Raw genomic sequence first — 26,597 nt, 5'->3', positions numbered from 1 at the left:
GCAGGGGCTAAATGCCGCTCCTCTTCTTCGGGACCACGCGCTTGTCAATCCTCTTGTCCTTGATTTTCTCCGAGGCTTCGAGCCTTGAGTAAAGGGCTTCCATCACAGGCGAGGCCGCGTCGAGAAAACTGGTGAGCACCTCGAGGTGCTGATCCCTGAATGCCGATCCCTTGTAACGGTTATCCAGGTAAAGGATCCCTACGGTGATACCCTTTATCTTGAGGGGAACACAGAGTATGGAGCGCAGCCCCGAGATGACGACGCTTGTCTTGTCCTGGAACCGAGGGTCTTTCATTGCATCGACGCTCACGATGGCCTTGCCCTTCTCTGCTACGTCGTTGATGACGGACTGGCTTATGTCCGCCGTGGTGGCAATCGATTCGGGGTTCAGGTTGTGGGTGCCGAAGACTTTCATGTCCTCCGTGCCCTTCATTTTCAGCATGATGAATCCGCGCTCGGCATTGAGCGACTCTGCCACTGAAACCACATATTCATCAAAGACCCTGTAATAATTTTTTATCGAGTTGATGCGGGCGATGATATCCTGCACGAGAAGCTTTTGTTCTTCCTGGGAATTCTGATCCATTGCGGTACTCCCCCTCAGGCAGGCACCCTGAGCTTTGTCCCTGGCGCCTGCCACTTCGATTCTTACGGGCTTATGAGGTACTCCATATTTAGGTGAGAAGCTCCTCTTTTCCTCTTTTCGCCTGATGAATTTTCTCAGGGAACTAGGAATAAGGCAGCAGAGAAACGAATGAAGAAAAGAGTGAAAGCGAAAGGGCGGGGCAATGAGTGATTTAGTCATAAGGCCGGGCCGTGATGATGATCTGGAGGGTCTTGTGACCCTCTGGCGCGAGTATATGGGCGATGGCTACCATGAGCTCGTGAACATGAAATGGTCAGAGCAGAACACGGTGAAATGGCGAACCTTCGCCAGGTATTATATCAGCCAGGGCCTCTTTCTCGTTGCAGAGGAAAAGGGCTCTGTCATTGGCTTCATCTCTCTCAACATATGCTCCCCGCCCTTTGAGACCATCTACCAGTGCGCCGAGGTCATTGATATCTACGTGGCAAAGATCCACCGCGGGAAAGGCTACGGGAGAAGGCTTCTGAGGCATGTGATGAGTTTCCTGAAAGACCGGGGAATAGAAGTGGTGACACTCAGCGTCCTCACCAGCAACAAGGAAGCCTTGAGGTTGTACCGGGAAGAGGGCTTCGAAGAGGTCTTTTACACCCTTAAGAAAAAGCTCTAGTTCCTTTTCTGAGCCTTGAGCACAATCCTTTCGCCGGTGGCCTCCACGACCTTTGTGCTGAAGCCGCTCACCTGGGTAAGAGCGCGGGAAAGGGTCTTTACCGATGCGGTGGTCATAAGGATGAAAGCTGGTCTCCCCGGGAGGGACTCGTCGCTCACCTTCATGGTCTCGGCCATTTTTCTGAGCTTCTCCATGAGCGCCTTCTTCCCCTGGGCGGTGAAATCAATCAGCACAATCTCCACCCTCTCCGGTATATCCGTTTTCCTTACCCTCTCAGCGAGCTCCCTGCGGACCTCCCATGGGAGACTCGTGACGAGATTTCTTCTTATGGTGCGGATCGCGTCGGAGGCGGCCTCCTTTTCATTTTTCCCCGTCCCTGTCGCGGTGGAGGCGCTTGATATCAGGAGCTCCCCTGTGGACACCTGGTAGAGCCTCACCTCTCCCTTCACGGCGCAGGAAACGATGCCTGCTGATATCTGCCGTGTCTGTACTGGAGTGACTGACGCCATGATGAGCAGGTCGATCCCTGTCTTGCGGCAGAGATCCATCGCGGCAGAGAGCTCCCCCTTCATCGCCCTTCCTTTCAGGGCCTGTATCGCCTGGTCCCTGTAGCTCATCAGGGATTCCCCGGTGAGCACGCCAAATCTCCCCTGCCGGAGGGTCTTTTCCAGATCCTGCTGGTAGAAGCGGTCACCTCTCCCTTTCTCGTTCTCCTTCACGAGCACTATTATCGACTGCTTCCTGAAGGCGGTCCATGGGGGGCTTTCAGCCCCGGAATCCTGAGAGGGAGAGGAAGGGTCTTCACTGGGCGGCGATGAGAGGGAAAGCATGCCCTTCTGAGGGGCCGTGAGCTTGATGGTGCCAAGGGGCGTTGACAGGTGAAGCTCACCTGATATGAGTTCCACCGCCGTGTGACGGTGATCTTTCGAGAGGGTCATCACAAATTCCGATACGGTCTCCCTGGTGGCGGCCTGCCCGCAGGGAGAGTCAACGGTCGCCCGGGCCTCGGCCCTGAAAGAAGCCCAGAGCTGGCCTTCCTGCAGGATGAAGAGGTCCCTCCTTCTGATCAGAAGCGATGACCTGCTGTTCAGGATGATCTGGCTTCCATCTGACAGGGTGAGCTCGCACCGCCCTCCCTCGCCAGTTCTCAGCACGTCTCCCGGGCCGGGGCTATTTCCCTCGAGGGCGGGAACGGCATATTTCGCTTCGGCCCTCACAATTTCGGTATTCTGCACAAGTGAGGTGATCTTTCCGACAAAGTCCTGCTGGCAGAAGGAAGGCGCCATCCCTCCGGAAAGGAGGATGAGAGCGGCAATGAGAAAAAGCACGAAGCTCGTGGACCGGTATGGCATCATGGCGGATAAGGGTTTCTCTGTTCCCCCGTCAAACTCCTATCATCTTCGCCGTTTTGGCAGGGGAGAACGCCAGGGTGGAGAATACACCCGTTATGCCCATAAAGACCGCTCTTCTCCAGAATGTCATAGAGTTTTTCTGCAAGTTTTCCTTTTTTATTATCCTGTTTTATATTGTGGCGCGCTACACGGCTTTCAGCCAGCTCCTTTACCGGAAGGAGCTCAAGCGGAAGGAAGAGCTCCTTCTTGCCGCCGTGTTCGGCATCATTTCCATAGCCTTCTTCATCGTTATCAACGAAGCCGGAGCCCCCCTTTTTCTCCCCCTCTTCTTCGGAATGTACAGCGGCATGGTCGTGGGCGCCGGTGCGAGTGTGATACTGGCTGTCTACACCTTCATCATAGGCCAGCCTCTCTACACCATCGGTTTATGCCTTCTTGCAGGGCCACTTGGTGCCCTCATGGGGATGAGGATCCCCCCCGGGGGGAAGAAGCCCTTTTATGTGCCTCTCATCGCGGGCTTTATCACTTTACTGGGATTCAGCACCAGCGATACCCCTTTTTACTCGATGCCCACGATAATATCGACGATCCCCGACCTGATGTTCACCTCGCAGACATGGTACTTCTCGCTGGTCCTCTATCTTGCCGTGTACGCGGCGGGGTGCTACCTCCTGCTCGCGTTTCTTGAGCTCATCATTGCCGAAGAGGACCGAAAGAGTGCTCTTCAGACCGATAACATTCTGAGGCTCGTGGGAAAGGCCCTTGATCAGATAAGGGAGGGCATTTCCCAGGAAAGCGCAAGGAAGCTCTGTGAAAACCTGAGGAAGGCCCTGGATATCCCCGGCGTCTGCATCATAAAGAAGCATGAAAGCACCTATTTCCCCGGCCGCTCACCCCACGAATACCCCCAGGATTCCGATACGTTCAGGAACATCCAGAAGAGGATCTTTGAGGAGGGCCTGGTCTTTGAAGGAAACCATACCCTCATTTTCGGGAAATGCCCCAGAGACTGTGACTTCACCAGCATTTTCCTTCTCCCCCTCAGTGACGGCCAGAAGGTGGTGGCGGCTCTCGGCTTCATTCAGAGCAGGCGGCAGGCTTTCAGCCATTCAGAGCAGAACCTTGTGACAGGCCTCTCCCTTATCTTTTCCAGTGAGCTCACAAGATCCAAGCTGGAAGAGCAGCGGATGGCTCTTGAATCGGCAAAGTTCAAGCTCCTGCAGGCCCAGATCAACCCCCACTTCCTTTTTAACTCCCTGAACACCATCGCCTGGATGACCGGCAAGGACCCCCAGAAGGCCGAGGAGCTTATCATTCACCTTTCCACCTTCATGCGCCAGAGCTTTGATCAGAAAGGCGAGTTTGTCACCCTCCGCAAGGAGATAGAATACCTCAAGTCCTATCTTTTCATAGAAAAGGCCCGTTTCATGGAGAAGCTCCAGGTGCATTACGCCATAGATGACCAGGTGCTCTCCCACAGCATCCCTCCCTTTCTTATCCAGCCCCTCGTTGAAAACTCCATCAAGCACGGCCTTTCCAAAAAGAAAGAAGGGGGAACGATCCATGTGACGATTCAGCCCGAAGAGGAGAAGATAAAGGTGGAGGTGAGCGACAACGGGGTAGGGTGCTCGCCTGAGCGCCTCCATGAAATCCTCCATACTCCTCCGCCCCAGGATGACAGCGGGCCCCGGAGAGGAATCGGGGTATTTAATGTAAAAGAGAGAGTGGTGGCTCTTTTCGGTCCCGAGTCAAAATTTGAGATGGAGAGCACCCAGGGAGAGGGAACGAAGGTGCGATTTTATATCGTGGAGAAAGGGGAAAAACAATGCCAGCAAAACTGAAGGCTCTTATTGTCGATGATGAACTGCCGGCCCGCGAGAGGCTCATGGCCATGATCTCGAAGTTCGAGGATTTTGAGAAGGTTGAAGGCGCTTCCAGCGGGGAAGAAGCCCTCTCGATGCTCCCTGAGTACAAGCCTGACGTGGTATTTCTGGATATCCAGATGCCCGACATGGACGGCATCAGCCTGGCCCGCGAGCTGGTGAGCGACGACGAGCCGCCTATGATAGTCTTTGTCACGGCTTATGACAAGTATGCCATTGATGCCTTTGAAGTGAATGCCATCGATTACATCCTGAAGCCCGCGAACCAGGAGAGGCTGCAGATGGCCGTGGAGAGGCTCAAGGGCATACTGGGCACCAAGGAGACAAAGGGGCAGTTCATTGACGAGCTCTCCGTGGCCCTGGGAAGAATCGTGGACAAGAGCGAGGAGAAGCTCACGCGCCTCACCATCGTCCACGAGGAAACGGGGAACAGGATGATAGTTGAGCCTGAAGAGCTGTGGTGGATATATGCCAAGGGCGACAAGACCTATACCAGGGTGCAGAAAGGCGAGTTCAGGATTTATGACACTCTGGCCAACCTCTCGAAGCGCCTTCCTTCCGACATTTTCGTGAGAACCCACAAGGCTTACATTGTGAACATCAAGCATATCCAGGAAGTGATACCCTGGTTTTCCGGAACCTACAACCTGAAAATGAAGGACCAGGCGACGGAGCTTCCGCTCAGCAGGAGCTTTGTGGCAGTCTTCAAGGAAAAGGTGGGGTGGATCTGAAGCCTATTTTTTCCTGCTGAAAATCATCTCAATGAGCTTATCGGTGGATTCGCAGAGCTTCTGGTACGCCTTTTCAAAAAATTCTACGACCTTCCCCATGGCGGCGCTTGCCATCTCTTTTTCTCTTGAATAATCTTTTTCGGATCCTATTTTTGTAGAACCGAGCTGTCTCAGCTTTCCGAGAGCGGCTCCCGCGATGTTTCTCTCTACTTCCAGTCTCTGGCCGTTGCGCTCTACCGCCACTACCTTGCCGATGATCTGGCCCGCCACCACGCTCGGCTCCTCTGTCTCAATGGCGTCGCCTCTTACGCGGTATTCGCCGCTTTTACCATAGACAACCTCCACGATGCGCCGCACGAGAAAATTCTCGCTCTGCCTGAAAAATATCACATTCCCTGTCTTCAGGTTCATGGCATGTACAGGCATCACTTCGACGGTGTCGCCAATCATCACGGTGGGCATCATGCCCTTGTCCAGGACCTTAATCTTGATGTTCTCGCCTTTTGAGAGTTTTTTCCGCCACCTTGTCATCTGGTCGACGGTCTTCAGATCCATCTGCAGCATATCCTTATGGCTCATTCCCTCTTCAGAGGAACCAGCCGCTTGTTTTTCTTCTTCAGACATGATAGGGCCTCCTTGCGGCATGCTATGCCATGCTCTCATTCTCTCTCTATTATGGCTTAAATGGGGGGAAAAGTAAAGCGACCCGCTTCGCCTACTCCACCCGTTCGCTGAGTTTTTTCCCGGGAGAGAATGAGGGGATCTTCTTGGCTTTGATTTTCATTTTCTCCTTGGTGATGGGGTTGATTCCCATCCTTGCTGCGCGCTTTTTTACAAAGAAAGCCCCGAAGCCTATATACTGGAATTTTTCTCCGCGGGCCAGGCAGTCGCTTATGGCATTGAACACCTCTTCAACGGCACTTTTCGCCTGGGCTTTGGCAAGGCCTGTCCTGTCAGCCACCTGCGCAATAAGGGACTCTTTATTCATACCATTTCCTGAATCGCTTTTCACGGCCGGCCTCCTTGGTGTCTTTCTATAGTGGGTAGGGGGAATTTCTATACTCATGATTGAAAACCCTTTTCCCCTGAGATCCATAGCCATTGTGCCGCGTTTTTTCCGCCCTTTGATGAGCGTGATGAGAGTCATAAATATACCCGAGAAAGGAACTCTTGCCTCTTGATATAATCATGGGAATAAGCGGCACCGGGGAGGACATGTCCCCGGGAGTCCCGTGGCAAGCAAGCGAGGAGAGGAGTGCGGCTATGGAAGAATACTATGCTGGCTATGTGACCTGCTCGAGCAAGGAGGAGGGGAGGAAAATCGCCCAGGCTGTCGTGGAAAAGCATTATGCGGCCTGTGTGAATATCATCCCGGCCGTCGAGTCGATTTACTGGTGGGAGGGCGCCATGGAAAACTCCGTGGAAGTGATGCTCATCATCAAGACCAAGGCCGCCGCCATTCCGGCCCTCATCAAAGAGGTGAAATCACTTCACAGCTACAAAGTCCCGGAAATCATCTTCTTTCCTCTCAAGGAGGGAAATCCCGACTATCTCGAATGGATAGGGAAGGAAGTCGTCTAAGCGCTGGAGGAGCAGTGTGACCATGGAGACAAGGAAAAAAATTCTTCTCGTCGAGGACGAGGAGGAAATCAGGGATTTCGTAAAGCGCTATCTGCTGAGGGAGAACTATCTGATCCTTGAGGCCGGCGACGGAAAGGAAGCCCTCGGCCTGGTGAGCGCCGAAGAGCCGGACATGATAATCCTGGATCTGATGATCCCCGGCATTGAGGGGCTTGAGGTCCTCAGGGAGATAAGGCGTGACAGGGGGACTCCTATCCTCATTCTCTCGGCGCGGAATGAAGAAACCGACAGGGTCGTAGGCCTGGAGCTCGGCGCTGATGATTTCGTCAGCAAGCCTTTCAGCCCCCGGGAACTCATAGCCCGCGTAAAGGCGCTCCTGCGCAGGAGCATGAGCCTGCCCGTGCAGAAAAGGATCCTTCAGAGAGGCCCTCTTGCAATCGACTTTGAGGGGCGCAAGGCCCGGGTGGCGGGCACAGAGGTCTTTTTTACCCCTATTGAGTTTGCGCTGCTCCGCCTTCTCTCGTCCCACTCGGGAAAGATCTTTTCCCGCGAGGAGCTTCTTGACAGGATCTGGGGGCAGGACTTTGTGGGCGAGACCAGGACTGTTGATGTCCATGTGAAAAACATCCGCAAGAAACTTGAGAGCCACGCATGCGGGATCTCCCTGATAAGGGCCGTGAGGGGTGTGGGCTATACATGGGATGAGGCAAAGTGAGGATATGAAGAGAAACAAGCTGTGGTGGAAACTGGCCCTCTCCTATTTTCTCTTTGCCCTGGGCGCTCTTTTTCTTGCCGCAGTGTACCTTCTCGTGACAGTGACACCCCAGGCCATCTCCCACAGGGGCGAGGTGGTAAAGGGAAGAATTGCCGCCTTTGCGCAGCTTGTGGCGGAGTCCTACGGGAACAAGGAGGGGAGAGTCGAGGTGGGGCGGATGCTCGACCTCCTCTCTTCCCCGCAGGATCCCGCCATCTGGGTTCTTGACAGGTATGGGCAGGTAATGAATGCTTCTCCGAAGGCACAGAAGGGCACTATTGCTCCTGACAGCGCTATTCTTTCAAGGACACTGGGAGGCGAGACGCTCTCGGGGCTGAAGCAGAGGGAAAGGGCATATTACTGCAGCGTGCCGGTCACTGTCAAGGGGGAGGTGAAGGGCGCCATCTACATGCTTTTCCCTTACAATATTGAGGGGAAGGGGAATTACCAGGCCCTTCTGCCTGTCGCAAAGGCTTTCGCGCTTATCGCTCTTTTCGCTCTCTGCGCCGCCTTTTTCATGGCAAGGAAGATTGTAAGGCCCCTCGAAGAAATGACGGAGGTGGCCCGGAAGCTTGGAAACGGCGACCTGGAGGGCCGTGTGAGGGGCTCCGCCTATTCCGAGGAGATTAAGATCCTTGGCAAAACCCTCAATGCCATGGCGGAAAAACTTCAGAGTGCCCTCCTTAAGATGGAAGAGGAGAAGGATTCACTCGCCTCGATGGAAAAACGGCGCAGAGAGCTTATTGCGAGCATCTCTCACGAGATAAGGACCCCTCTCTCCACCCTCCAGGGCTGCTCGGAAGCGCTCCAGGACGGAATCGTGAGCGGGGAGGACGCCCAGAAGTATCTTGGAGTCATTCACCGGGAGGTCACAAGGCTCAACACTCTTGTTTCAGACCTGCTTGAGCTTTCAAAGCTCGAGGCAAAGGCTGTGCAGCTTAAAAAGGAGCCGATCGATCTTGCAGGGCTCTGTGCCGATATCATCGAGGCATGCCATCAAAGGCTCGGCGAGGGAGGCATCACTGCAGAGGTCTCAGGCGGCCCCCTGATGGTGCAGGCCGATCCCGAGAGGATGAGGCAGGTCGTATTCAATCTCGTAGAGAATGCCATTCGTTACTGCGGCCAAGGGAGCCGCCTCTTGATCGGGATTGAGGGAGATAAGGACAAGGTCTGCATGATCTTTGATGATGAAGGCCCTGGTGTGCCGGCAGAGGATCTCACGAGGCTCTTTGACCACTTTTACCGCGTCGAGAAGTCCCGCTCGAGGGCCGGAGGGGGAAGCGGCCTGGGGCTTGCCGTGGTGAAACAGCTCGTGCTCCTCCACGGGGGGGCGATAGAGGCGGTGAACAGGGCCGGAGGGGGATTGCGCATCGTGATTTCCCTCCCCCGGGAGAAGGAATAACATAAGGCAGGGCGAACATTCAAGGATCTATCATAACAGGATAAATAACCAATGGCAGTTTATTGACAGGTGGTGCCTGGCGGAAGCCTCAGGAAGGGGCAGGGCATCATTTTTCATCTGGGCTGCCCTGAGGTCCAGAGAGAGGATAGTTTCATGAAAACAAGGGTAATCATCATGGGAGCCGCAGGGCGGGACTTTCATAACTTCAACTCCTTTTTCCGCTCACGGGAAGAATATGAAGTGGTGGCTTTTACGGCCACGCAGATACCAAACATAGAGGGAAGAGTCTATCCCCCTCAGCTTTCGGGGCCTCTTTACCCCGGCGGGATCCCCATCTTCTCCGAAGAGGAGCTTCCCCGCCTCATCAAGGAAAAGGGAATCCATCAGGTGGTCTTCGCTTACAGCGATGTCTCTCACCAGGAGGTGATGCACAAGGCCTCGACGGTCGTGGCTTCAGGCGCCGACTTCAAGCTTCTGGGCCCCAGTGCCACGTGCCTCAAAGCAAAGGTGCCGGTGGTATCCGTGTGCGCCGTGAGGACAGGCGTGGGAAAAAGCCAGACCACCAGAAAGGTCTGTGATATTATTAAAAACCGTGGCTACCGCGTCGTCGCCGTACGCCATCCCATGCCGTACGGCGACCTCACCAAGCAGGTCTGCCAGCGTTTCGCCGAGCACTCGGACCTGGACAGGTACCAGTGCACCATAGAGGAACGGGAGGAATACGCGCCCCACATAGAGAGAAAGACCATCGTATACGCGGGTATTGATTACCAGGTGATCCTCGAGGAGGCCCAGAAAGAGGCCGATGTGATACTCTGGGACGGCGGGAACAATGACTTTCCCTTTTACACGAGCGATCTTCAGATTGTCCTTGTCGATCCCCTCAGGCCGGGCCATGAGGTGCGCTACTATCCCGGCGAGGCCAACCTCAAGATGGCCGACTGCATTATAATCAACAAAATGGACTCGGCCACTCCTATGGACATCGAGGAGGTCAAGAGCAATATAACGATCAACAACAGCCGGGCGACGGTGATAGAAGCCACCTCTCCCATCTCCTGTGACGATCCCGCTCTGGTGAGGGGAAAGCGTGTGCTTGTCATTGAAGACGGCCCCACCCTCACCCATGGAGAGATGGGATACGGCGCCGGCGTGGTGATGAGCAAGAATCTGGGAGCCGCCGAGCTCGTGGATCCCCGACCCTATGCCAAGGGCTCCATACGGGAGGTCTTCAGGAAATTCCCCCATATCGGCCCCCTGCTCCCCGCGATGGGATACTCTGACCACCAGATACAGGAGCTCAAGGAGACCATCGAGGAGACTCCCTGTGACCTTGTCGTGATAGGCACGCCAATAGACCTGAGGAAGGTCATGGAGCTCTCCAGGCCAAGCGTGCGCATCACCTACGAGCTCCAGGAGATCGGAAAGCCTGACCTTGAGGAGGTCCTCACAAAAATTTTCACTAAGCTCAGAGAGCGTCGCAGCACCACCTAAGGGCTGGAAAGGACTTGCAGGCCCTGCGGTGAAAAAATTCCCGAAACCTCTTTACAAACAGGGAAAAATTCGTTATTATATATTTTGTATTTTGTTATAAAAAACCCGGCATATCGGAGGTGGGATCTCCTCGAAAAACTCATAGGAAGGGGTGGCTTGCCATGAAGGCTATAGGTTGCCATATCTTAGCTGAGTTATCCCACTGTAACAAAGACTCCCTTTGTGACGTGGCAGGAATCAAGGACATCATGGTGCGGGCTGCCTTGGAAGCCAAGGCCGAGATCAGAGAAACAGCGTTTCACAAATTCTCTCCGTACGGAGTAAGCGGTGTCGTCGTCATAGCCGAATCGCATCTGTCCATTCACACGTGGCCGGAGCTGGGCTATGCGGCCATAGATATCTACACATGCGGCGATACCACAGAACCCTGGAGAGCTTGTTATTTTATAGCGGAAAAACTCGATGCGCAGGACATTTCCGTTTCCGAGGTGAAGCGGGGAATACCCAACTCGCGGGGATATTTCAGTCATGCGTTCTCAAAGACTCACATGCCGGGAGGTCTGAAAGTTGTCCAAAGTGCGTAACTGGTGGTGGTACATTGATCGCATCGCCGATTATGAAGCCCACATGCATGCCATAAAGAGAACAATCCTCACGGACAGGACGCCTTTCCAGGAAGTGGGGATAGTGGAAAGCGCCGTATACGGCAAGATTCTTCTCCTTGACGGGGACATGCAGTCGGCCGAGCGGGACGAGTTTATCTACCATGAGGCCCTTGTTCATCCCGGAATGACCTCTCACCATGGTCCCGCAAAGGTGCTCATCCTCGGAGGAGGAGAAGGCGCGTGCCTTCGCGAGGTCCTCAGGCACAGGACCGTGAAGGAAGTCACCATGATAGATCTCGATGAGAAGCTCATCGAGATCTGCAAGGAATACCTTCCCGAGTGGTCAAAGGGGGCATATTCCGACCCGAGGCTCACTCTCCTTTTCACCGATGCCTATGCATGGGTTGAGAACAATGCCATGCTTTTCGATCTCATCATAAGCGACCTGACGGAGCCCCTTCCCCATACTCCTTCGAGCGGTATCTATTCCGTTGAATATTTCACGATCCTCAAGAACAGGCTCGCCAAAGGCGGCGCTCTTATCATGCAGTCATCCCGTGCCGATCTCATTGACGTGAGGACCCACAGCGCGCTCCACCGCACCGTGAAAGAAGTCTTTCCCCTGGTGCGCACCTACCTTGCGAGGATCCCCTGTTTTGACGTGGTATGGTCCTATATCTGCGCCTCCGAGTCCCACGATCCCCTCTCGGTAAGCAAGGAAGAGATAGACAGGCGCATCGCCGAACGTGTTGAAGGCGAGCTCTCCTTTTATGACGGCGAGACCCATGCAGGGATCTTTCATCTCCCCAAGTATTTCAGGACGGAGCGTCTCCGCCACGAGCAGATCATGCAGAGGGGTGAGGCCCTCGCCCATTTCAATGCCCCTGTCTATATTATATAAGGGATAAGGAAACCTGCCCTGCGTTCCGGGGCCTGTCATTTCTTTCGGGACTTCTGCAGGAATTTGCTGATTCTCATGGTATTGAACCATTAAAGGTGATCAATGATAACGAAAGTCCTTTCCACTCTTAGTTCCACCATCACCTACCGTGATCTCCTTGACATATTCTTTGTAGCCATCCTGCTCTATTACCTCTTTCTGCTGATCAAAGGAACGCGGGCCGTGCAGATTCTTCAGGGAGTAGGAGTCCTTCTGATCCTCCTCTTCATCAGCTACAAGCTGAACCTGCAGACCATCTACTGGCTTCTCCATTACTCTCTCTACGGCTTTGTCGTCGCCATTCCCATCGTGTTTCAGCCGGAGCTCCGCCGCGCCCTCGGCTTTCTCGGCCGCGGGGGGGGGATAAAGACCGCCTTTGGGAGGGTACACCGGGAGGATCTTACTAAAATGATCGATGACATAGTGTGGACGGCGGCAATCTTTTCGCAGTCCAAGACAGGGGCTCTCATGGTCATTGAGAGGGAGACAGGCCTCGAGGAGTTCATCGAGACAGGTACGAGGCTCAACGGCGAGGTGTCGGCCAAGCTTCTCCTCTCTATTTTCAACACCAAGAGCCCCCTCCATGACGGCGCCGTCATCGTGAGGGCCGACAAGATCGTGGCCGCAAGCTGCTACCTGCCCCTCTCGGAGAACCTGATGTCCTCCCAGGGGAGAAGCTACGGGACAAGGCACCGTGCGGCCCTGGGCTTGTCTGAGCAGACCGATGCCATTGTGATAATCATTTCTGAAGAGACGGGAAACATCTCGATTGCAAGGAACGGGAAATTCACCAAGAACCTCACGGAAGAGACTCTCAAAAAGGTCCTCCTGACTTTTTATCCATTCCAGTTCGCCTCGGCGGGGGACCGGGCAAGAAAACTACAGGGAGCAGGTGCGAAAAATGCGATTGACGCATTTTTTAAAAAACAACCTGGGACTTAAGATACTCTGCATCATCCTGAGCATGTCCCTCTGGGCCTGGGTCCGCTTCACCCAGGCACCCCTCTCCGTGAGGAACGAGTCCCAGACGAGCATCTACCTCCCGGTGGTGTATCAGAACGAGAAAACCGATCTCATGCTCACCAAGGGACCCGACAAGGTGATAATCACCGTGAAGGGCCCGCCGCAGGTCATTGACAAGATTATGCCCGAGCATTTCAAGGCGTTCGTCGATCTTGAAGGCATGACGGAGGGGCAGAACTGGGTGGATGTCGGCGTGAAGATCCCGCCGGGTCTTACCGTGCTTGAGAAACAGCCTTCAAGAGCCAAGATTGTGCTTGAAAAGCTGGAGAGGCGGAGCTTCCATGTGAAAGTGAATGTCGTGGGAGCTCCCAAGGAGGGCTACGTGGCAGGAAAGGCCGTCGTGGAGCCGCAGGAAGTTGAGGTCTCCGGCGCACAGTCGTCGCTCAGGAGCATCAAGGATGTCGGGGTGACCGTCAATGTGACGGCGGCCGACATGGACCTCAAGCAGCGCGTGCAGCCGGAGCCGAAGGATGCCCAGGGCACCATTGTATTTGTCGATGTGAATCCCAAGTATATCAAGGTGGACATGCCGGTCCGGTCCACGATCAGGGCCATGACCCTTCCGGTCAACCCCAGGATAATGGACAGCCCCGCCCAGGGATATGCCGTTACGCAGGTGATGATAGAGCCTCCCGTCGCCACCGTGCTTTTCCCCGGGAAATCAACGGTCACCGAGGAGGTCCTTCACACGGAGGCTATCAGTCTCAAGAACATCAGGGGTGACGTGCAGAAGCAGGTCAACCTCATACAGCCCCAGGGCGGCACCCTGATGAGCCAGAAGAGTGTGCTTGTCAAGATTACAATCCGCAAGGAGGGAGAATAATGGGAACCCTGTTCGGGACTGACGGTATCCGCGGCGTGGCGAACGAAGACCTCAGCCCAGAGCTTGCCTTCAGGCTGGGCCGCGCAGCGGCCTGTTATTTCACCTGCAATATATCACATCCCAGGATAGTCATCGGGAGGGACACGAGGATCTCAGGCGATATGCTGGAGGGAGCATTCCTGGCGGGGGCATGCTCAATCGGCGCCGATGTGCTCAAGGTGGGCATCATTCCCACACCTGCGGTGGCATTTCTCACAAGGCAGCTGAATGCGCAGATGGGCGTCATGATATCGGCGTCCCACAATCCCATAGGCGACAATGGCATCAAGCTTTTCTCCCATGAGGGCTACAAGCTCCCCGACGAAGACGAGGAGAGGATTGAGGAGCTTGTCCTGGCGCCCGAGGACACGCTCCCGAGGCCTGTCGGAGAAGACCTGGGCCGGGTGACGCCCGTGCTCATCGCCGAGGACATGTACTGCGACCATGTCAAGAAGAGTGTGGGGGGAAGCCTCACGGGGATCAAAGTAGTCCTCGACTGCGCCTTTGGTGCCGCCTTCAGGCTCGCACCGAGGATCTTCACTGAGCTTGGCGCCTCGGTAATCGCCCTTCATGATGAGCCTGACGGCCTCAGGATAAACGTGCAGTGCGGATCGACAAACATGGGCCACCTGAAAAAGGTGATCCTTGCCAAGGGTGCCTCGGCGGGCCTTGCCTTTGACGGTGATGCGGACCGGTGCCTCGCCGTCGATGAAATGGGGAAATTTGTCGATGGAGACCAGATTCTCACCATAGCGGCCCGGTTCCTCAAGGAGAGCGGAAAGCTCGGCCCCGATGTGCTTGTCGCGACGGTGATGAGCAACCTTGGCATGGAGCAGGCCCTCGATTCGATGGGCATAAAGCTTATCCGCACCAAGGTGGGCGACCGCCATGTCATCGAGGAGATGAAGCGGAGGGGCGCCTTGATCGGCGGCGAGCAGTCAGGCCATATCATCCTTCTTGAACACAATACCACCGGCGACGGCATCGCGACGGCAGTGCTGCTGGCCCGTATTCTGAAGGAATCGGGGAAGCCCCTTCATGAGCTGGCAGCCTGCATGAAACACATGCCGCAGCTCCTTGTGAACGTGAAGGCAAGGCACAAGGACAGGCTTTCAGATGATGAGGATATCTCGGCGGCCATCAAGGAGACCGAGGAGCTCCTCAAGGACAGGGGAAGGCTCCTTGTGAGGCCCTCAGGCACCGAGCCCCTCATCAGGGTGATGGCTGAGGGGCCTGACGAGAAGGAGCTCAATGAAGTCGTGGGAAAGATCGCCTCCGTCATCGCCGACAAGCTCGGGTGAAAAGGGAATATATTACCTGATCGTAATACCTCCATCCCTCTTTCTGTGACAGGGATCACCGTCGTCGCATCTTTTTTATCCTACAATGGGATAAAAGCGACGGAGGTGGTTCACCATGATGACGACGCAGGCCCTGGCAGCCGCTCCAGGCAGGAAGCCTTATGCATTGAGCCGGATACCCCTGATTTGCGCTACCCTTCTCCATGGGGAGATGATGCCGGAGGAGGTGGAAGCCTACCTCGCCATAGCCCGCCGTGAGCTGAACTCCGATATGGAGCGCTTTTATAACCGCATAAGGGAGGCTTCCAAGGCATACCTCACCATTGAGGAGCGCAGCGCCGTCAAGGAAGCGGAGCTGCTCAGGGACAGGGAGCTCATAGGCTATCACAAGGCCCTCAGGCACCTTGAAAGATACCTGAAGCTCAGGAAAAAATCATGCCTTCTCCACGCAGAGAGGCTCTTCAGAGACTCCGAGGAAGCCTGGGAGAGGCTGGTTCGGCACATGAAGCATTTCTGCCTCCTGAACCTTGCAGGGCGGCGCTTCATGACGATCCCCTAGCCGGTGCTCCCTCAGTCAATACGCTTGTGGAAATTGACGATGCTCGCCGTAAACACAATGATGCCCAGGATGCCCATGGCGATGAGATCATGGCTGAGATCTTCCCACGAGGTGCCCTTCAGGAAGATGTCCCGGGAGCACTCCAGGAAATAGCGCATGGCATTGATGTCGGCAAAGCGCTTGAAGAGCGCCGGCATGTTGTCCACGGGAAACATGAAACCCGAGAAGAGTATCATGGGCATGTTCACGAAGAAGCTGGTGAGGATTGCCTGTTGCTGAGTGTTTGAGATAGTGGAGATGAAGATGCCGATGCCCAGGCTGTTCAGAAGGAAGAGACAGATTGCGAGATAGAGCTGCCAGAGCTCACCGCGGAGCGGGAGCTTGAACCACAGGAGGGAGAGCAGGATGATGCCGGAAGCGCTTATCATGATGAGGATTGTCGTGGGGATCACCTTTCCCAGGATGAGCTCGGTGGAAGTGATGGGCGTCACGATGATCTGCTCGAGGGTCCCCTGCTCCTTCTCGCGCACGATAGCCATGGCCGTGATGGGCATTCCGAAGACCAGGACAATCATGCCAAGGATGCCGGGGATGAAGAAATACTGGTTGTTAAGCGATGGGTTGTAAAGGTAGCGCTCCTCGACGGAGAGGGAGCCCATTTTTGAAGGGTCGAGCCCTTTTTCGGCGAGGAGCTTTGAAGAGTATGAGGATATGGTGCTTGCCGAGTAATTGCTGATGACGCCTGCCGCCGAGCTGTTGGTGCCATCAATGACCACCTGCACCCTGGCTGTTTTTCCCGATTTTATATTCCTTGAGAAATCGGGGGGGATAATGATGCCGGCGAAGACTTTCTCGCGGTCAAGCAGGCTCACTATCTCGCTTTCCCTGTCCACGTCGTACTTCACGATGAAGTAGTTCGACGAGATAAAGTTTTCGCGAAGCTCTCTTGAATATGACGACTTGTCCTTGTCCAGAACGGCTATATTGATGTCCTTGATATCAAGCACGGCGGCATAGCCGAAAATAAACATCTGCATGATCGGCATGAGGACGATCATCCTCAGCATCGCAGGGTTCCTGCGGTACTGGATGAACTCCTTGGCAATGATGGTCAGCAGTCTTCCTATCATGGCTATGTGTCGAGGGTCTTTCTGAAGCTCATTATCGTAAGGGCAATCACCAGCATATCAAAAATGGCAAGAAAAAGAAAAGACTCGTAGAGGACCTCCATCCCGACTCCCTTCATGAAGATGCCGCGGGAACAGGTGAGAAAATAGGTGGCGGGCACAATTCTGGAGAGGTACTGGAGCACCTTGGGCATCCCCGGGATGAAAAACACGAAGCCCGAGAGGAGCATCGTGGGAAGGTACGTCACCATGAAGGCAAGCTGGTTGGCCATCAGGGTCGATCTGAAGGAGCATGAGATAAGGAGGCCCAGCAGAAGCATCCCCGTGAGGAAAAGGACTATCAGAAGGGCAAGAAGCGCGAGGCTCCCCACAATAGGCACGTGGTAGTACATGGTCCCCACGATAATTATCATGATGCTGTCGATGAGCCCTATGATGAAGTAAGGGATGAATTTTCCCAGCACTATCTCGAAAGCCGAGATCGGGGTGGAGATAAGGAGCTCCATGGTGCCGTTTTCCCACTCGCGCGCAACGGTAGCCGACGTGAGAAGCGCCGCAAGGATTGCCATTATCATTGCCACGAGGCCCGGCACAAGAAAATTCTTGCTCCGGAGCGTCGGGTTGTACCATATTCTTATCCTTGGCTGTATGGGAACAGCGCTCTGGATTATGCCGAGACGGGCGAAGCGGTCCATTATCATCTGCTGGGAATAGTTCTGGGCGATGACCTGCGTGTAGCCGTTGGCCGTTGAGCCCCTGTTGGGGTCTGTGCCGTCCAGAAGCACCTGGAGAGGGACACGCTTCTCGGCGGTATTGATGAGCTTGCCGAAATCTCTCGGGATGGTGAGCCCGATGACCGCTCTTCCCGCGTCTATGGCCCGCTGCATCGCGCGGTAGCTGTCCACGTACTCCACGATGGAAAAATAGCCGGAGCTCACGAAGCGGTCTACGAGGTCCCTGCTTTCCTTGGTCTTGTCATAGTCGATGATCACCATGGGAATGTTGTTTACGTCAAGGCTCAGGGATTCGCAGTAGGCGACCATGAGCACCAGGGGGAGCAGGATGGCCGTGATGAGGCTCCTCAAGTCCCTCGTGATGTGGATTGTCTCTTTTCTTATGACTGCCAGGAGCCTTATCATGCTCATGATGCTTTCCCCTGACTCACTTTGTATACAAATACGTCTTCAAGCGACACGACAGCGGGCTTGATGGCCTTAAGGGCAATCTGCTCCCGCTCAAGCAGCTCCTTGATTTTTGCCGCCGGATCGCCTGCCGGTTCAGCCACCACGTGAAGTCCCGAGCCCCAGAGGGCTGTTTCCATGAAAGCAGGCTCGCGGGAGAGCACGTCGAGGGCTTTGATAAGGTTGTCGCACTCCACGTAGAAAATGCGGTAGCTGAAGGAAGCGCGCAGCTCCACAGGGGTGCCCTGGGAGATGAGCCTGCCCTGGTTGATGAGGGCGAGCCTCTGGCAGTACTCGGCCTCCTCCATGTAATGGGTCGTCACGAGGGTGGTGATGCCCTCGTGGGAGAGGTCCTGGATGATGTTCCAGAAATCTCTCCTGGAGATGGGATCGACACCGGAGGTGGGCTCGTCAAGGAATATAATGGGAGGCCGGTGGATGAGGGCGCAGGAGAGCGCAAGGCGCTGGCGCCATCCCCCGGTGAGGAGGGACGTCACCATGGTGCGTTTGTCCTGGAGGCCCACCATGCGGCAGAGCTCGTCCTTGCGCTTTCTTCGCTCCAGGGGGTGCACTCCGTAAACGCCGGCAAAAAAGTCCATGTTCTCTTCGGCGGTAAGATCGGGATAGAGGGAGAACTTCTGCGACATGTAGCCTATGTTTCTCTTGATCTTTTCCGAATCCCGCCTTATGTCAAAGCCTCCCACTGTTCCCGTGCCCCCTGTGGGCGCAAGGATGCCGCAGAGCATCTTGATCGTTGTTGATTTCCCTGCGCCGTTGGGCCCGAGGAAGCCGAAGATCTCGCCGGTCTTTATGGAAAAGCTTATGTGGTCCACGGCGGTAAACTTGCCGAACTTCCGCACAAGGTCCGAAACGGTGACCGCGAAGCCGTTATTGTGCATGGCTTCGCTCCTCTTCAATAAGGTAGATGAAATAATCCTCCAGCGAGGGGGTGATGACCGACACCGGGAGCGCTGAGAACCCTTTCTCCTCGATTCGGGATTTAAACTGGTCGGCAGTGACGCCTTCCTTCAGAAGGGCATGGATCCTGTCGCCGTAAAGGGTCACGGTGCGCACCTCGCTCAGTGTTTCAATGGCTCTCGAGGTTTCCGCCGTGGTGTCGCAGCAGAGCTCTGTCATGACGCCGGGGATGTCGGAGATGATGGTGACGGGATCGCCCTGCCTCAGGATCTTTCCCGCTGAGAGGAGGGCTATGCGGTGGCAGCGCTGCGCTTCGTCCATATAGGACGTGGAGACCAGGATCGTGAGGCCTCCCTTGAGAAGCTCGAGCAGGAGCTTCCAGAACTCTCTGCGCGAGACGGGGTCAACGCCGAACGTGGGCTCGTCGAGAATAAGGTATTCAGGCGTATGAATAAGGGCGCAGGCAAGCTGCAGCTTCTGTTTCATGCCGCCTGAGAGGTTCTGGGAGCGTCTGTCGGTGAAAGGCGCCATCCCCGTGAAGCCCAGGATCCTTTCCATGCGCTCTTTCCGCTCCTTGAAGGGGACCCTGAAAATATCCGCGTAGAAGTCAATGTTCTCCTCGACGGTGAGGTCGCCGTAGAGCCCGAAAGCATGGGGCATGTAACCGGTGTGGTGCTTCACCTTTTCGCTGTCCTTGCCTATGGTGAAGGGGCCGATGGTGACGGCGCCCTCGGTGGGGCTCATGACGGCGGCCAGGATGCGGCAGAGGGTTGTCTTCCCGGCGCCGTCGGGGCCGAGGACGCCGAAGAGCTCCCCTTTCCCGATGGAAAAAGAGATGTCTTTCAGCGCCGTGGTGGCGCCGAATCTCTTGGTGAGGGAGTGTACTTCGATTCCCTGGCCGCTCATTTTTTCTCCGGCCCCATGGTGCTGATGTCAATGGTGCCGTCGGCGATCATCCCCGGCTTGAGCTCCTGTGACTTGTTCTCCACGCGGGCCTTGATTCGGTACACGAGCTTTACCCTGTCCTCCTTGGTCTGTACGCTCTTGGGCGTGAACTCCGCCTCGTCGGAAATGTAATAGATGGTCCCCTCGAAGACATTCTTGGAGCTGTCAATGGTGATTCTCACTTTCTGGCCGAGCTTCACCTTGCCGAAATCATTATTCCCTATATAGGCTTTGAGATACACGTCCTCGATATTGGCCACGGTGAGCACGGGCGTCGAGGCGCTCACGACCTCGCCGGGCTCCTTGGCGCGGATGAGCACGACGCCGTCAATGGGGGCGTAAGCTTTTGAATGGGAGAGCTGCACTTGGGCTGACCGTATCACCTCTTCAGCCTGCTTTACCTGGGCGCCCAGGATGCCTTTCTGATCGACGAGCTGCTTCGTCTGGAGGCTCTGCACCTTGATGAGGTTGTACGAAGCCTCGGCCTGGTCCACCCTCGCCCTGGCGGCTTCTATGTCCTCTTCCCTCGGTCCCGCGAGGAGGAGGCGGTATGTCTCTTTGCTCTGTCGGAGCTGATCCTGTGCCGTGAGATGGGCCGTGAGGTAGGAGTCCCGCTGCTGGGCGGGCATGGCGCCGTCCTTGTAAAGGAGCTCGGCGCGCTCATAGTTTTTGCTGGCATTCTCAAAGCTGTGCCTTGCCTGGTCAATGGCATACTCTGCCTTCGCGATGTCTTCATCGCGGGAGCCTTTTTTAAGGCTTATCCACTGGTAGCGCGCCTGGTCAATCTGGGTCCGGGCCTGGGCAAGCTGCTTTTTTTCCTGTTCATCGCTGGTTTTTATCTTTGTTTCGAGCTGGGGGAGCTGCGAGAGCACCGTGGCCCTGCTCGCCCGGGCTTCCTTTATCTTCTGGCGGAGATCTCTTTCATCAAGGGTCGCGAGCACATCACCCTTCTTTATTTTGTCTCCCTCCTCCACAGTGATCCTGGCGATCTGCCCTGGCACCTGGAAGCTCACGTCCACCTCGGTGGTCTCGATGGAGCCCGTCACCTCAATGATATTGGCCGGTGTCACCCTCGATGCCTTGATCTGTTTGACATAGAAGTAGGTCACAATTCCCACGATGACCAGTATGAGCAGGGGGATGATTTTTTTCATTCCCTTGTCCTCCCCTCGAGAAATAGTTCATCAAACAGCACGCCTGTGGCGTAGGAAAGTGCCGCCATCTGCGTGTAATAGCTGAAGAGCAGCTGCATCTGGTTGGTCTCGGAGACGATGAGGGCCCTGTGGGCATCGACCACTTCCACCATGGTGTTGAGCCCGGCCTTGTAGCGCACCTGGGCGACACGGTAGCTCTCCTGAGCCGATTCCACCTGCTTTTTCGCCGTCTCCAGGCGGGGCGGGAGATCATGGAGATCAAGGTAAGCCTTCTCGACATTCCACAGGGTGTTCCGTTTGGTGTCATCGAGGTTGAGCTGTGCCTGCCTTATGAGCTCCCAGGCCTGGTCCATCTTCTCGGTGCGCACCCCGCCGTCGAATATGGGGATGTTGAGGGCCAGGGAGTTCTTCCAGGCCCAGTTCTCACCGAAGGCCGTCGGGGTGAGCCTGGAATAGGTGCTGGAGGCCGAGAGGGCGGGGGCGTTGTCAAGCCTCGCCACTTCAAGTGAAAACCAGCCCTGGGTCATGGCAAGCCTCCCGAGAAGGAGCGCCGGGTGGCACTTATCGCAGATATCCTTCCACATGTCGAGAGGGCGGTCCATGTGGTCCTTTTCAAAGCTTTCCCAGACAGAGGTCTTTTCGATGCGGTCGATCCGTGTCTCTGCCGGGAGGCCCATGAGAGTTCTCAGGTTTCTCTTGGAGACCTCCAGATTCTTTGAAGTGCTTATCACCTGGTCATGGGACTGTGCCAGGGCCACCTCGACGCGCAGGAGATCATATCTGGCCACGGTGCCCCTTTTGTACTGAGCCCCGGTGAGCTTGTACTGTTCCTTCCAGTCGCTCTCGTCGGCCTGGGCTATTTTGACGAGCTCCTGGTTAAAGAGGACCATGTAGTAGGTGTTTATTGTATTAAAGACAACGGCTTCCCGCTCTGCGCTCTTCTGGAGCTTGTACTGCTCGCTGCTCAGTGATTGGAGGCGCGCCGCGGCCTCGACCTTCCCGAAGGAGGTGATAAGCTTGGAGACGGCAAGGTTGTACTGCTGGTAAAAAGAGGGAACTATGGGGCTCGCGGCGGGGAATGCGAAGGGAAGCCCCTGTATCTCGAAGGGTATGGCGGGCTCCTGATAGGTGTAAGAGCCCTGGAAGGTCATAGTGGGATTGAAGGCGTCCATGGTCTCTTTCACCTTGGCCTTGTTCTGGGTAATCCGCGAGTCGTACGTGGGGAGCCTGTAGCTGTTCTCTATGGCGGTGCTGACGCATTCAGAGAGCGTGTAAATCTTTGTGCTCTCCTCCGCCCCCGGGGCCTGTGATGCGAGGAGGCAAAGAATGAAGAAAGCGGCTGACATCCTTGTGAGGGTTTTCATGAAGCCCTCCTCTTTATCCCCGCCTTCGCTCTCTCAGGGGCTTTTGCTCCCTGGATGCCCTGGAAGAACAGCGACGCGGTGTGCTCCGTGAGCTTCGTGATAAACTGGCGGTCATAGGAGCTCTTTTTCAGTATCTTCTTCACCATGGGGGCGGCGAAGAAGTAGAAGCCCATCATCCCGAGGAGGGAGAGGGCAGTGAGCTCATAGTCCAGTTCGTTGAATGAGCAGCTCTCCGAGCCTTCCCTCAGAGTTTCCTGGAGGGTGGAATGGCTTTTCTGGAGGTATTCACGGGCCACAAGGTCAAGGTGCTGGCCTTTCTCCGCCATCTCCCTCGCAAGGATGCGGGGGAGATATTTCTGCTTTCCCATGAAAGAGATATAGGCGGAGATGAAAGCCCTGATGCGCTCCTCCGGCGTGGTTTCCATGGAGAGCGATGTTCTCACCATGCTGAAGAGAGAGCTTATAGTGGTGTCGATGATGGTGTGGTAAAGGTCTTCCTTGTCCTTGAAGTAGTAGTATATGAGGGCTATGTTGGATTCTGCGGCCCTGGCGATGTCGCGCATCGTCGTGGCATGGAAGCCTTTCTCGGCGAAGATCCGTTTGGCCTCCTCCATGATAAGCTCTTTCTTGGTGTGGTGCTCGGCGTGTTGGTTCACGTGATGAGGTGTTTTCTCTGCGCTGCTGATTTTCTTCTGCATGGGGCATGAACCTGCCATCTGTTAATTAAACGATTGTTTAAATTTATATCACATTTCGCCGTTTCTGTCAAGAGAAAGAAGTTGCTCAGTAAGCGCCCGGCACTGCTTTTATCCTGCTTACGGTCAATGGCCCCGTCGGAGACTGCGGGGTGGTCATTCTGTCATCTCGTCCTTGAAGTGCTCCCTGATTGCCAGGATCTCGTCAAGATGCTCGATGAAAAGCGCCACGAGCGCGGGATCGAAATCCTGGCCGCTCTTTTCTTTCAGCTCCGTGAGCGCTTCTTCCACCGTCCACGCCCTTTTATAGGGTCTTTTCATAGTGAGGGCGTCAAAGACATCAGCGATGCAGGCTATGCGTGCCATCAGGGGGATCTCCTCGCCTTTGAGGCCATGGGGGTAGCCTGATCCATCCCATTTCTCATGGTGGTAATTTGCCACGACCTGAGCTATCCTGAGAAGCTGTGACTTGCCTTCGGCGAGGATATTGGTGCCGATGGTGGTATGGGTCTTCATGACGGAATACTCGTCTTCATCAAGCTCCCCCGGCTTGAGAAGAATATTGTCTGAGATGCCTATCTTCCCTATGTCGTGCATTGGGCTCGCATGGAGGAAGAGATCCCACTCATCCTTCTTCATGCCGCAGGCTTTTGCAAGAACACCGCAGTACTGGCTCATTCTCCATATATGGAAGCCTGTATCGGTGTCCCTGTATTCGGCGGCTTTCCCGAGATGGAGCACGATTTCTTTCTGCGCCTCCCTGAGCTCATGGAGCTTTCTGCCTATTTCCTCACCCATTGCGTTGAAAGCTCTTGAGAGCTTTTTGATCTCGCCCGGCCCCTCCTGCTCGTCAAGCCGGCTCTCGAAATTGCCCGAGGAATAGTCTTCCGCCTGTTTTACCAGCTTTTCAAGGGGTTTTGCAACCGACGAGGAGATCATGACGATCAGGACTGCCGCAAGAGCAATGAAAGCACCGCATATTCCAATGAGTATATAATTCAGGCGTATGGTGGGGGCATGAAGATCCTTCAAAGCACTGACAAAGACAAGATTCAGCTTCAGGGGAGCCACGGGCCTTATGTAAAACCGGGATTCTTCTCCGGTGATGGGATTATTCAGCTTTATGCTGGAAGACTTTCCCTCTTCGAGCTTCTTCAGAAGACGGGGGGTGTCGGGATCTTTCAGGAACTTCTCATCGCTCCAGAACGAATCACCTGACTGGGGAGTGTCTTCTGAGGAGCCGATACAGCGGCCTTTATCCGTCACCAGGAAAGCGAGCCCATTTTCCGTTATCTTGAATTCCCGGAGCTCACCGGCAAGCTCACTGACGCTGAGATCGGCCCTTATGACCCCCGCGGTCTTATTTTTTATCAGCACAGGGGAGCAATAGGAAATGACGAGCTCGTCTCCCCCTCCTTTATCGAAATAAGCCTCTGTCCAGAAGCCTTTCCCGGATTCCATGGCGGTCCTGTACCATTCCCGGTTCCTGTAGTCATATTCCCTGGTGGCCAGTGACGTGCATATCGCTTCTTTCTTTTCCGCGGGGGGTTTTTTGAAATAAAGGGCGAACTCACCTTTCCCGATTATTCCGGGTTCCAGAGAGACACACAGGCCGGATATGCCGGCAGTGCGCTCCACCATGATTTTCTGAGCCAGTTTGTTGACGAATTCCTCAGTCAGGGCAGGCTCTGCCTCCATGCTGTCTCCCAGAATATCTGCGATAGTGCTCGCGGAGTCAACGATGGTGGAGAATCTCACCCCGTAGCTCGTGGCTATTATCCTCACGACCTGCCGGTGCTCAAGCCTGAGAAGCCGCTCGCTCAATGAGCCGAAATAAATCAGCAGCGCGAGAAAAATGAGCATTGCCGGTATCAGGGCAATCAGAAGCCTCATTTTTATGCTCATCGTGTACTCTCTCCCTCGAACCAGGTATAGCCATTATATCACCTCAGATGGTTCCGCTCAAGGGCTTGTCATAAGTGCTTCACCGTTGACCTGGAGCCATTTTCATAGACCAGGAAGGGCCCGCCTTCCGAGAGGGAGCCGAATATGAAGGTGAGGCCGTAGGGCGCCCTGCCTCTTACCGAGAGGGTTCTCAGGCCGTGCAGAAGGTGAAGATGGCAGGCCTCGCAGAGCGTGATGAGGTTCCAGGGGTCATCGGTGCCGCCCTGGGAGCGCCTGATGATATGATGCACATGGAGGTTCCTGCGGCACCGGCAGCCGGGAGCCTGGCATTTGAAGCGGTCCCGCTTCAGGATCTTATGGTGATGGGCCGCATGCTTCAAAGTGCCCTCGGTGGTGAGAAAATCGGCCAGGAGTGCTGCAAGAAATTTCTCTTCAGGGAGTCCGAGACTGTCGGCGCCTTCCACCCGGGCGAGCCTGGCGAGAAAGAGGTGAGCCGCGAGGTTCCAGACTTCCTGGAGCTCCCGGGGGAGAAAGAACTTGATCATCATGGAGCTTCCCGCCGCCCGTAAAGCCCCCCCTGCCGTGGCCGGGCTCTCTCTCGAGAGGATGTCTCTGAGAAAGACCTCCTCGGGGCTCTCGCCCCGGGGGATGGTGCAGATCTCCAGGGCTTTTTCACTCGCACACAGCCTGGAATCTTTTTCAATTCTTGTCTGAGCCTCGGAGGCCATCATCTCATCGACATCGCTGAAATACTTCTAGGGTTTCTCAAAGCGCCTGTCGCGGGAAGCGATAAGCTTCTCGTCATCTGATAAGAGAGGCCACGAAGGATAGAGGGAAGGGCCCGTGTACCAGGACCCGCTCCTTATGAGGACCTGCACCTCCTCCGGCAGGTCGTGGAACCTCTCGTCAGTGACATAGCGGAAGCCAGGAAGAATCACATAATTGTGTGAGGCAAGGCAGTCATACTCCAGGATCCTGGCGATGCGCCTCGCCTCTTCCCTGAGGTCAACGGTGGGAACGCTTGCCGCATAGGCGATCCACTGTGACTCATTCCTGGCGTCCACCACAGGGAGAATAAGGCGGGCCTGCTCCCTTGTGATGACGCCTTTTTTGAAGGCTTCCTCGGTGAGGGAGTGGCGGTGGAAGCCCTCGGCGAGCCTTATGAGCTGGCGGGTCTGAGCCATCGAGAAGCCGCAGCGATCCACGGCGTAGTCCTCGATGAACTCATAGCCCAGAAGGCGCTGGAGCTGCCGATCATCCATCGCCCGGAGGAGCATCCCCGTGGCCACGTCGAGCCTCTGGCGGATGGAAGCGGCCCTGATAAGGCGATTCGCAATCACCCTGGCGGAGACCGCGCCGGCTTCACTGCCTATGCGGCACTCTTCCAGCCACGAAGGGAAGAAGATGCTCCACTGAGAAGACCACGGTGTCTCACCGGCCTGACCCTCGTTGCCACGCCCTTCGCCGTCCTGCCCGGTAACCTCGTCGGGATCGCTGATGCGGCGGTTTCCCCTCCGCCTCTTCAAAAGAGGCACACTTGAAAATATGGGGCGGTTACCCTTTTTATT

General features: G+C 55.4%; 27 protein-coding genes. 13 read left to right on the top strand and 14 right to left on the bottom strand.

Features of this window, described 5'->3' with window-relative positions:
* Positions 1-7: 7 nt before the first annotated feature.
* Entirely contained in the window at positions 8-586 is a 579-nt protein-coding gene (locus RDV48_04105; GenBank protein ID MDQ7821961.1) for a GAF domain-containing protein, read from the bottom strand.
* A gap of 202 nt (positions 587-788) precedes the next feature.
* Here RDV48_04105 and RDV48_04100 point away from each other — a divergent pair, with 202 nt between their 5' ends.
* Complete coding sequence (locus RDV48_04100) at positions 789-1,253, top strand: GNAT family N-acetyltransferase (GenBank protein MDQ7821960.1); 465 nt, start codon at positions 789-791, stop codon at positions 1,251-1,253.
* Here the strand turns inward: RDV48_04100 and RDV48_04095 are convergent.
* Positions 1,250-2,608, bottom strand: coding sequence for a FecR family protein (locus tag RDV48_04095; GenBank protein MDQ7821959.1), 1,359 nt, complete (start codon positions 2,606-2,608; stop codon positions 1,250-1,252). The genes RDV48_04100 and RDV48_04095 overlap by 4 nt on opposite strands.
* Positions 2,609-2,700: 92 nt before the next feature.
* Between RDV48_04095 and RDV48_04090 the strand changes: the two genes are divergently transcribed.
* A complete protein-coding gene (locus tag RDV48_04090; protein MDQ7821958.1) occupies positions 2,701-4,446 on the top strand; it encodes a histidine kinase in 1,746 nt (581 codons plus the stop codon).
* Positions 4,431-5,219, top strand: coding sequence for a LytTR family DNA-binding domain-containing protein (locus RDV48_04085; protein MDQ7821957.1), 789 nt, complete (start codon positions 4,431-4,433; stop codon positions 5,217-5,219). The genes RDV48_04090 and RDV48_04085 overlap by 16 nt, the downstream gene beginning before the upstream one ends.
* 3 nt (positions 5,220-5,222) lie before the next feature.
* Here the strand turns inward: RDV48_04085 and RDV48_04080 are convergent, their stop codons facing one another.
* Positions 5,223-5,843: a hypothetical protein gene (locus RDV48_04080; GenBank protein ID MDQ7821956.1), complete on the bottom strand. Its 621-nt coding sequence runs from the start codon at positions 5,841-5,843 to the stop codon at positions 5,223-5,225.
* 91 nt (positions 5,844-5,934) lie between these two features.
* The gene (locus RDV48_04075; protein ID MDQ7821955.1) at positions 5,935-6,231 is read right to left on the bottom strand and encodes an HU family DNA-binding protein; all 297 of its coding nucleotides are present in this window, start codon (positions 6,229-6,231) and stop codon (positions 5,935-5,937) included.
* A gap of 251 nt (positions 6,232-6,482) precedes the next feature.
* Here RDV48_04075 and cutA point away from each other — a divergent pair, with 251 nt between their 5' ends.
* The 10 genes from cutA to RDV48_04025 all read left to right on the top strand — a co-directional run bounded on the left by cutA (position 6,483) and on the right by RDV48_04025 (position 15,740).
* Positions 6,483-6,800 carry a divalent-cation tolerance protein CutA gene (gene cutA / locus RDV48_04070; protein ID MDQ7821954.1) on the top strand — a complete coding sequence of 106 codons (318 nt, stop codon included), beginning with the start codon at positions 6,483-6,485 and terminating at the stop codon, positions 6,798-6,800.
* Positions 6,801-6,822: 22 nt separating this feature from the next.
* The gene (locus RDV48_04065) at positions 6,823-7,515 is read left to right on the top strand and encodes a response regulator transcription factor (protein ID MDQ7821953.1); all 693 of its coding nucleotides are present in this window, start codon (positions 6,823-6,825) and stop codon (positions 7,513-7,515) included.
* A 4-nt stretch (positions 7,516-7,519) separates the two neighbouring features.
* Positions 7,520-8,956, top strand: coding sequence for a HAMP domain-containing sensor histidine kinase (locus tag RDV48_04060; GenBank protein MDQ7821952.1), 1,437 nt, complete (start codon positions 7,520-7,522; stop codon positions 8,954-8,956).
* A 153-nt stretch (positions 8,957-9,109) separates the two neighbouring features.
* Entirely contained in the window at positions 9,110-10,450 is a 1,341-nt protein-coding gene (locus RDV48_04055; GenBank protein MDQ7821951.1) for a cyclic 2,3-diphosphoglycerate synthase, read from the top strand.
* Between the two features lie 161 nt (positions 10,451-10,611).
* The gene (speD, locus tag RDV48_04050) at positions 10,612-11,034 is read left to right on the top strand and encodes an adenosylmethionine decarboxylase (GenBank protein ID MDQ7821950.1); all 423 of its coding nucleotides are present in this window, start codon (positions 10,612-10,614) and stop codon (positions 11,032-11,034) included.
* Complete coding sequence (locus tag RDV48_04045) at positions 11,027-11,956, top strand: spermidine synthase (protein ID MDQ7821949.1); 930 nt, start codon at positions 11,027-11,029, stop codon at positions 11,954-11,956. Before speD ends, RDV48_04045 begins: the two co-directional genes overlap by 8 nt.
* 102 nt (positions 11,957-12,058) lie before the next feature.
* Positions 12,059-12,937 carry a diadenylate cyclase CdaA gene (gene cdaA, locus RDV48_04040; protein ID MDQ7821948.1) on the top strand — a complete coding sequence of 293 codons (879 nt, stop codon included), beginning with the start codon at positions 12,059-12,061 and terminating at the stop codon, positions 12,935-12,937.
* Positions 12,897-13,841, top strand: a complete 945-nt coding sequence (locus RDV48_04035) for a CdaR family protein (GenBank protein ID MDQ7821947.1) — start codon at positions 12,897-12,899, stop codon at positions 13,839-13,841. Before cdaA ends, RDV48_04035 begins: the two co-directional genes overlap by 41 nt.
* Positions 13,841-15,181 (top strand): phosphoglucosamine mutase, encoded by a 1,341-nt coding sequence (gene glmM / locus RDV48_04030; protein MDQ7821946.1) that lies wholly within the window; start codon positions 13,841-13,843, stop codon positions 15,179-15,181. Before RDV48_04035 ends, glmM begins: the two co-directional genes overlap by 1 nt.
* Before the next feature lie 115 nt (positions 15,182-15,296).
* Positions 15,297-15,740 carry a hypothetical protein gene (locus RDV48_04025; GenBank protein ID MDQ7821945.1) on the top strand — a complete coding sequence of 148 codons (444 nt, stop codon included), beginning with the start codon at positions 15,297-15,299 and terminating at the stop codon, positions 15,738-15,740.
* Positions 15,741-15,751: 11 nt separating this feature from the next.
* Here the strand turns inward: RDV48_04025 and RDV48_04020 are convergent, their stop codons facing one another.
* From RDV48_04020 to RDV48_03975, 10 genes are all read right to left on the bottom strand, one after another.
* Entirely contained in the window at positions 15,752-16,870 is a 1,119-nt protein-coding gene (locus RDV48_04020; GenBank protein ID MDQ7821944.1) for an ABC transporter permease, read from the bottom strand.
* A gap of 2 nt (positions 16,871-16,872) precedes the next feature.
* Positions 16,873-18,012, bottom strand: coding sequence for an ABC transporter permease (locus tag RDV48_04015; protein ID MDQ7821943.1), 1,140 nt, complete (start codon positions 18,010-18,012; stop codon positions 16,873-16,875).
* Positions 18,009-18,947, bottom strand: coding sequence for an ABC transporter ATP-binding protein (locus RDV48_04010; GenBank protein ID MDQ7821942.1), 939 nt, complete (start codon positions 18,945-18,947; stop codon positions 18,009-18,011). Before RDV48_04010 ends, RDV48_04015 begins: the two co-directional genes overlap by 4 nt.
* Positions 18,937-19,872, bottom strand: coding sequence for an ABC transporter ATP-binding protein (locus RDV48_04005; protein MDQ7821941.1), 936 nt, complete (start codon positions 19,870-19,872; stop codon positions 18,937-18,939). Before RDV48_04005 ends, RDV48_04010 begins: the two co-directional genes overlap by 11 nt.
* Positions 19,869-21,065, bottom strand: coding sequence for an efflux RND transporter periplasmic adaptor subunit (locus RDV48_04000; GenBank protein MDQ7821940.1), 1,197 nt, complete (start codon positions 21,063-21,065; stop codon positions 19,869-19,871). The genes RDV48_04005 and RDV48_04000 overlap by 4 nt, the downstream gene beginning before the upstream one ends.
* Positions 21,062-22,429, bottom strand: a complete 1,368-nt coding sequence (locus RDV48_03995; GenBank protein ID MDQ7821939.1) for a TolC family protein — start codon at positions 22,427-22,429, stop codon at positions 21,062-21,064. The genes RDV48_04000 and RDV48_03995 overlap by 4 nt, the downstream gene beginning before the upstream one ends.
* Positions 22,426-23,127: a CerR family C-terminal domain-containing protein gene (locus RDV48_03990; GenBank protein MDQ7821938.1), complete on the bottom strand. Its 702-nt coding sequence runs from the start codon at positions 23,125-23,127 to the stop codon at positions 22,426-22,428. The genes RDV48_03995 and RDV48_03990 overlap by 4 nt, the downstream gene beginning before the upstream one ends.
* Before the next feature lie 153 nt (positions 23,128-23,280).
* A complete protein-coding gene (locus RDV48_03985; protein ID MDQ7821937.1) occupies positions 23,281-25,029 on the bottom strand; it encodes an HD domain-containing phosphohydrolase in 1,749 nt (582 codons plus the stop codon).
* A 68-nt stretch (positions 25,030-25,097) separates the two neighbouring features.
* Positions 25,098-25,760, bottom strand: a complete 663-nt coding sequence (locus RDV48_03980) for an HNH endonuclease (GenBank protein ID MDQ7821936.1) — start codon at positions 25,758-25,760, stop codon at positions 25,098-25,100.
* 24 nt (positions 25,761-25,784) lie between these two features.
* Positions 25,785-26,597, bottom strand: an 813-nt coding sequence (locus RDV48_03975; GenBank protein MDQ7821935.1) for a hypothetical protein, incomplete at its 5' end; no start/stop codon positions are given.

The sequence above is a fragment of the Candidatus Eremiobacterota bacterium genome, from assembly GCA_031082125.1.
GTDB lineage: Bacteria > Vulcanimicrobiota > CADAWZ01 > CADAWZ01 > Ess09-12 > Ess09-12.
Note: the sequence above shows the minus strand (reverse complement) of the source record. Positions and strands in the feature narration are given on the sequence as shown.

Excerpts from the sequence above, each read along its gene's own strand:
- RDV48_04105 (MDQ7821961.1), bottom strand. The coding sequence starts at position 586 with ATGGATCAGAATTCCCAGGAAGAACAAAAGCTTCTCGTGCAGGATATC.
- RDV48_04100 (MDQ7821960.1), top strand. The coding sequence starts at position 789 with ATGAGTGATTTAGTCATAAGGCCGGGCCGTGATGATGATCTGGAGGGT.
- RDV48_04095 (MDQ7821959.1), bottom strand. The coding sequence starts at position 2,608 with ATGATGCCATACCGGTCCACGAGCTTCGTGCTTTTTCTCATTGCCGCT.
- RDV48_04090 (MDQ7821958.1), top strand. The coding sequence starts at position 2,701 with ATGCCCATAAAGACCGCTCTTCTCCAGAATGTCATAGAGTTTTTCTGC.
- RDV48_04085 (MDQ7821957.1), top strand. The coding sequence starts at position 4,431 with ATGCCAGCAAAACTGAAGGCTCTTATTGTCGATGATGAACTGCCGGCC.
- RDV48_04080 (MDQ7821956.1), bottom strand. The coding sequence starts at position 5,843 with ATGTCTGAAGAAGAAAAACAAGCGGCTGGTTCCTCTGAAGAGGGAATG.
- cutA (MDQ7821954.1), top strand. The coding sequence starts at position 6,483 with ATGGAAGAATACTATGCTGGCTATGTGACCTGCTCGAGCAAGGAGGAG.
- RDV48_04065 (MDQ7821953.1), top strand. The coding sequence starts at position 6,823 with ATGGAGACAAGGAAAAAAATTCTTCTCGTCGAGGACGAGGAGGAAATC.
- RDV48_04060 (MDQ7821952.1), top strand. The coding sequence starts at position 7,520 with ATGAAGAGAAACAAGCTGTGGTGGAAACTGGCCCTCTCCTATTTTCTC.
- RDV48_04055 (MDQ7821951.1), top strand. The coding sequence starts at position 9,110 with ATGAAAACAAGGGTAATCATCATGGGAGCCGCAGGGCGGGACTTTCAT.
- speD (MDQ7821950.1), top strand. The coding sequence starts at position 10,612 with ATGAAGGCTATAGGTTGCCATATCTTAGCTGAGTTATCCCACTGTAAC.
- cdaA (MDQ7821948.1), top strand. The coding sequence starts at position 12,059 with ATGATAACGAAAGTCCTTTCCACTCTTAGTTCCACCATCACCTACCGT.
- RDV48_04035 (MDQ7821947.1), top strand. The coding sequence starts at position 12,897 with ATGCGATTGACGCATTTTTTAAAAAACAACCTGGGACTTAAGATACTC.
- glmM (MDQ7821946.1), top strand. The coding sequence starts at position 13,841 with ATGGGAACCCTGTTCGGGACTGACGGTATCCGCGGCGTGGCGAACGAA.
- RDV48_04025 (MDQ7821945.1), top strand. The coding sequence starts at position 15,297 with ATGATGACGACGCAGGCCCTGGCAGCCGCTCCAGGCAGGAAGCCTTAT.
- RDV48_04020 (MDQ7821944.1), bottom strand. The coding sequence starts at position 16,870 with ATGATAGGAAGACTGCTGACCATCATTGCCAAGGAGTTCATCCAGTAC.
- RDV48_04015 (MDQ7821943.1), bottom strand. The coding sequence starts at position 18,012 with ATGAGCATGATAAGGCTCCTGGCAGTCATAAGAAAAGAGACAATCCAC.
- RDV48_04010 (MDQ7821942.1), bottom strand. The coding sequence starts at position 18,947 with ATGCACAATAACGGCTTCGCGGTCACCGTTTCGGACCTTGTGCGGAAG.
- RDV48_04005 (MDQ7821941.1), bottom strand. The coding sequence starts at position 19,872 with ATGAGCGGCCAGGGAATCGAAGTACACTCCCTCACCAAGAGATTCGGC.
- RDV48_04000 (MDQ7821940.1), bottom strand. The coding sequence starts at position 21,065 with ATGAAAAAAATCATCCCCCTGCTCATACTGGTCATCGTGGGAATTGTG.
- RDV48_03995 (MDQ7821939.1), bottom strand. The coding sequence starts at position 22,429 with ATGAAAACCCTCACAAGGATGTCAGCCGCTTTCTTCATTCTTTGCCTC.
- RDV48_03990 (MDQ7821938.1), bottom strand. The coding sequence starts at position 23,127 with ATGCAGAAGAAAATCAGCAGCGCAGAGAAAACACCTCATCACGTGAAC.
- RDV48_03985 (MDQ7821937.1), bottom strand. The coding sequence starts at position 25,029 with ATGAGCATAAAAATGAGGCTTCTGATTGCCCTGATACCGGCAATGCTC.
- RDV48_03980 (MDQ7821936.1), bottom strand. The coding sequence starts at position 25,760 with ATGATGGCCTCCGAGGCTCAGACAAGAATTGAAAAAGATTCCAGGCTG.